Origin of the sequence: Weissella sp. DD23, from assembly GCF_001579105.1 — a bacterium.
Taxonomy (GTDB): domain Bacteria; phylum Bacillota; class Bacilli; order Lactobacillales; family Lactobacillaceae; genus Weissella; species Weissella cibaria.
On the sequence record NZ_KQ970393.1, the window covers coordinates 45,538 to 50,102 of the forward strand.

4 protein-coding genes are annotated in these 4,565 nt (G+C 46.1%); all 4 read right to left on the reverse strand.

Going from position 1 to position 4,565, the window contains the following annotated elements; translation table 11 throughout:
* Nucleotides 1-101: 101 nt before the first annotated feature.
* Complete coding sequence (locus WEIDD23_RS06195; protein ID WP_010374957.1) at nucleotides 102-1,163, reverse strand: GNAT family N-acetyltransferase; 1,062 nt, start codon at nucleotides 1,161-1,163, stop codon at nucleotides 102-104.
* 53 nt (nucleotides 1,164-1,216) lie between these two features.
* Entirely contained in the window at nucleotides 1,217-2,065 is an 849-nt protein-coding gene (locus WEIDD23_RS06200; protein WP_010374958.1) for a metallophosphoesterase family protein, read from the reverse strand.
* An 82-nt stretch (nucleotides 2,066-2,147) separates the two neighbouring features.
* Nucleotides 2,148-3,611, reverse strand: coding sequence for an ABC transporter substrate-binding protein/permease (locus tag WEIDD23_RS06205; protein ID WP_010374959.1), 1,464 nt, complete (start codon nucleotides 3,609-3,611; stop codon nucleotides 2,148-2,150).
* A 17-nt stretch (nucleotides 3,612-3,628) separates the two neighbouring features.
* The gene (locus WEIDD23_RS06210; protein ID WP_010374960.1) at nucleotides 3,629-4,360 is read right to left on the reverse strand and encodes an amino acid ABC transporter ATP-binding protein; all 732 of its coding nucleotides are present in this window, start codon (nucleotides 4,358-4,360) and stop codon (nucleotides 3,629-3,631) included.
* Between the last annotated feature and the right edge of the window lie 205 nt (nucleotides 4,361-4,565).

Here is a 4,565-nt window from a genome sequence, read left to right on the forward strand (position 1 = left end):
CGTACTGTTATCGTACCGGATAAATATTGTCCAATTGTCTTGAAAACTTGTGGATTATGCGAAAAAAGAGACCAACATCTCCGTCAGTCTCTCATCTAAAACTATTCTTGATCGTATTGCCATTCATCAGGGAAGCGGAGAATACCATTCGTCCGCAACAAAGCAGATGGATAAAGTTCCTTCACCATGAAGAATTCAGGCGTAATTTCAAAGGCTGGCGTAACCCCAAACTCTGATGAGCGGATATAGCCGAATTGGTTCCAGTAGCCTGGCCAACCAATCGCCGCCAAGACACCATAGCCATCGTAACGCGCGGCAATTTCGGCGTTTTGCGTCAAACGCCAACCAATTCCACGGCCCCGGTACAATGGGTCGACGACAACTGGGCCGACAACACCAATCGATGAACCCGTGCGATTATCAGACACAGTCGCACCCGAAACCATCACGTACCCCAGGACTTCATCCCCACGCTTCGCCACGATTTCAATTGGTCGCTTACCGAATGGTTGGCCTGCACGCAACCGTCGGACTAACTTTTCTTCCTCGCCGGTACTGTAATTCGCATCGTCGAATGCTTTGCGAATCACCTGATCAACCTTATCAAAGTCCTTGTCCGTCAGGAACTCAAAATGCACGTCAATCAATGGGTGCGTTGCATTCATCTGGCGCATTGGGAAACGGTCAAAAATGTAACCCAATTGCTTCATGAAACGCAACTTTTGTGCATCACCATGACGTAATTTCTCACTGCGATCCGGATCACCAATCAAATGACCAAATAAGTTATACAGGTCATACGTCGTCAACACGCGGAACTCTGGTTCAGTGTGTGTAAAGATAAATTGGCCTGGTAATTTATGACCAATCAACGGTTCCACTGCACTTTGGGGCATGTAAGCCACTGACAGCGTATTATCAAAATTGCTGTATACCAATTCAGGCACATCAAGCCGTTCAAATTTGGCCGCACGCATGATGGAATCAATTAATGGTTCATCATCTAAAAAGTCATCTTCAATAATTAATGGGGCAATCTTACTATCTAAGTCGTACCCCGACAAAATTTCGAGAGCAAAGCCACCCGACACGATTGGCACGATTTCCGCGTCATTTAACATGCGGACTAATTGTTCAAAATCTGTATAGCGCGTCGCATCCATTTGGCACGCCCTCCTATCGTCAATATTCAGTACTTCAATTATACCGCAGATGCCTAACGATATACCTGTCGTAACTCGCTAAGTAATTCTTTGGTTTCTTGCACATAACCAAAGCGCCGGTTCACATCCCCAACGGTCCCGGCATCGTGGACGTACCCCAAGCCTTCATAGACCAAGTTTTGGTACAACTCTAAGTATGGCAAATTGCGTTCTGTAGCCAGCTGCATCTCGGTCGCTTGGTCATAGGGAATTGAACGGAAATCTGAGGCGAAGTGGGTGCCATCGACCGTCAACATTAGGTAACGGGCATCGCGGTTCTGACGCATCTTACGTTTCAACGAGAACGGACTGCCGACCGAACCTGGGTTTAAGATGGCGCGCCCATCCGATGCCGTACGGTAAATCATTTGGTGCGTGTGCCCATAAATCGCCACGTCCGCATCACGCCCCATGAACAAGGCGTCGAAATAATACTGATCGCTCATTGGTAACAATTCATGTCCAGAATTCTTCTGTGGCAAATTGTGCGATAGCGTAAAGGTTAAATCCTCTACGTTATGGGTATCCGCAACCGGCAACGCCATGATGAAGTCGTAGTCCTCACGTGGCATGTTTTGCATCACGTAAGCGGCCAAACGCGCCGTGTAGACACGCGTTGGCTTATTATAGTCAACAGTCCGCTCCAATGCTGCAAATAGGAAATCATCCCAGTTACCACGGAGCCAAACTGTGACATTAATCTTACGCAACATGTCAACGATGTCGTGTGCGCCTGGTCCCGGCATGAACAAGTCCCCTAAGAACCAGTATTCATCTGCTCCCGCCGCTTGTGCATCTGCAATGGCTGCCGCAAGCGCCGTCACATTACCATGCACATCCGACAAAACCGCTACTTTTTTCATCACTCGTCACCTCCCGTTAATTAAGTTTCATTGTAAATCGAAAAACACCACAATTCCCTGAAAAAGGAACTGTGGTGTTACATTAGATTAACTTACGATCTGATTGTTGCATCTTCTTCTCGAAGCGACCCAACAAACGACTAATACCAAATGTCAAAATGAAGTAAATTGCTGCCGAAATAATCAACGGAATGAACGGCTTGAATGACGCACCTTGCACAACTGACGTCTGGAATGTCAACTCACCAACACCGATAACGGAAACCACTGAACCTTCCTTGATAACCGTCACAAATTCATTACCCAAAGCTGGCAAGATATTCTTGATTGCTTGTGGCAACACCATGTAACGCATGGTTTGCATCTTCGTGAAGCCTAGCGAACGCGCAGCTTCTGTTTGCCCAGCGGGTACAGCTTGAATTCCTGAACGAATAATTTCAGCAACATAGGCTGCGGAGTTCAAGAACATTGCAATGGCACCGGCCATGAAACTTGAAACGTTCAAACCAATGACTTGCGTACCGAAGTACACAATGAATACTTGAATCAACAATGGCACACCACGAACAGCTTCGATGTAGGCAACCGCAAACCACTTTAATGGCTTAACGCTTGAAAGCTTCATCAACGCCAACAAAATACCCAAAACAATTCCGAAGAACACACCAATCACAGCCAAGCCAACCGTATTAATCGTTCCCTTAACAAAGTAAGGGTAGTACTTTTCAAAGAATGATTCCTTGTGGTTCATCAGTGCAACTGCTTCATCGCGCCACTTATCCAATGGGGCACCGATAACATGCTTTTCCAAGATGTTATTAACCTTACTTTGCAGCACAGTCGCATTCTTGGCCATCACGACTGAAGAACCATTCGTTTCACCTGGCAAAGCGGCCTTTGCAACCGCAAATTGTGTACTCTCACCCAAGTAACTATCAGCCGTCGTATCCGGTACGACGACACCATCAACCTTGTCTTGTGTCAACTGGGTCACGGCATCGTTAACCTTCTTCAATGACACAACCTTCTTCGCATCTACTTGCTTAGCAGCATCTTCTTGAATCGATGACAATTGCGCCGCCAATGTGGCCTTCTTCAAATCGTTTAGATTCGTCAACTTGTTAGCGTTCTTCTTCAGCGTCATCACTACGTTCTTATCAACGAAGTATGGTTCTGAAAACGATGCTTCTTGTTCACGTTCAGGCGTTGCCGTCATCCCGGCCACAACCATATCAACCTTACCCGTCTTTACGGCCCCCAACAACGCATCGAAACTCATTTCTTGAATGACCAACTTCACGCCCAAACGCTTGGCGATTTCATTGGCAACCGAAATATCAAACCCGACAATCTTATCTTTACCATTAACGGTCGTGTGGAACTCGTATGGCGCATAATCAGCTGACGTACCAACAACCAGCTTGCCACTTTTTTCAATTTTCGATAGGACGGGATCGGTTTGCGCAGCACTCGCTGGTGCGACCATTCCGACCAACATCATCATTGTCATGACCGCGGCCATGATTTTCGTTACCCATTTTTGCATATAATAACCCTCATTTTTTACAACATCTTCGCTAAGAAGCTTTGCGCCCGTTCTGAATCCGGGTGCTCAAAGAACGCCTCTGGGTCATCATATTGGGCCATGTCACCATCGGCCATAAACCAAATCTTTGATGCCACTTCACGTGCAAAGCCCATTTCGTGCGTAACGACCAACATCGTCATGCCTTCCTGTGCTAATTCACGCATCGTCTTCAATACTTCGCCAACCATTTCTGGATCCAACGCTGAGGTTGGTTCGTCAAACAACATAATCTTTGGGTTCATCGCCAACGCACGGGCAATCGCCACACGTTGTTGTTGACCACCAGACAAGGATGCTGGATATGCCGTCGCTTTGTCGGCCAAGCCAACCTTCGTCAAAAACTTTTCAGCCGTCTGTGTTGCTTCAGCATCCGCCACGCCCTTGACCTTAACCAAAGCGATTTTGACGTTCTCAATCACCGACATATTTGGGAACAAATTAAAGCTCTGGAATACCATCCCCATATCCTGGCGAATCTTATCTAATTCACTTTCTGAGGCTTGCGTAATATCTTGCCCTTCAAAAATAACTTCCCCAGACGTTGGTCGGTCTAACATATTCAACCCACGTAGCAATGTTGACTTACCAGTTCCAGAAGGTCCCAACAAGGCAATAACATCACCCTCTTCAACCGTTGCGTTGATACTGCGCAAGATGGTTTTATCCCCATACGCTTTGTGTAAATTCTTAATCGTTATAATCGCCATCTTGCTACTCCTTTGTTTCGTACTCGATGAATAGATATTACCAAGTTGTGTAATTTTATGCAATAACTTTCTTTGTTTTTGTATATTTATCACAGGCGAAAACGGGTGCAAATGCCGTCATTACAACGATTACAGGTTTCAAAAAAGTTTTTTGTATACAGAAAAAAGGCCCGCTAATTGAATAGCGGGCCTTAAGCTCTCTCTT

Bases quoted from the DNA above. Each gene is read 5' to 3' on its own strand.
- WEIDD23_RS06195 (WP_010374957.1), bottom strand. From the start codon at position 1,163: ATGGATGCGACGCGCTATACAGATTTTGAACAATTAGTCCGCATGTTA.
- WEIDD23_RS06200 (WP_010374958.1), bottom strand. From the start codon at position 2,065: ATGAAAAAAGTAGCGGTTTTGTCGGATGTGCATGGTAATGTGACGGCG.
- WEIDD23_RS06210 (WP_010374960.1), bottom strand. From the start codon at position 4,360: ATGGCGATTATAACGATTAAGAATTTACACAAAGCGTATGGGGATAAA.
- WEIDD23_RS06205 (WP_010374959.1), bottom strand. From the start codon at position 3,611: ATGCAAAAATGGGTAACGAAAATCATGGCCGCGGTCATGACAATGATG.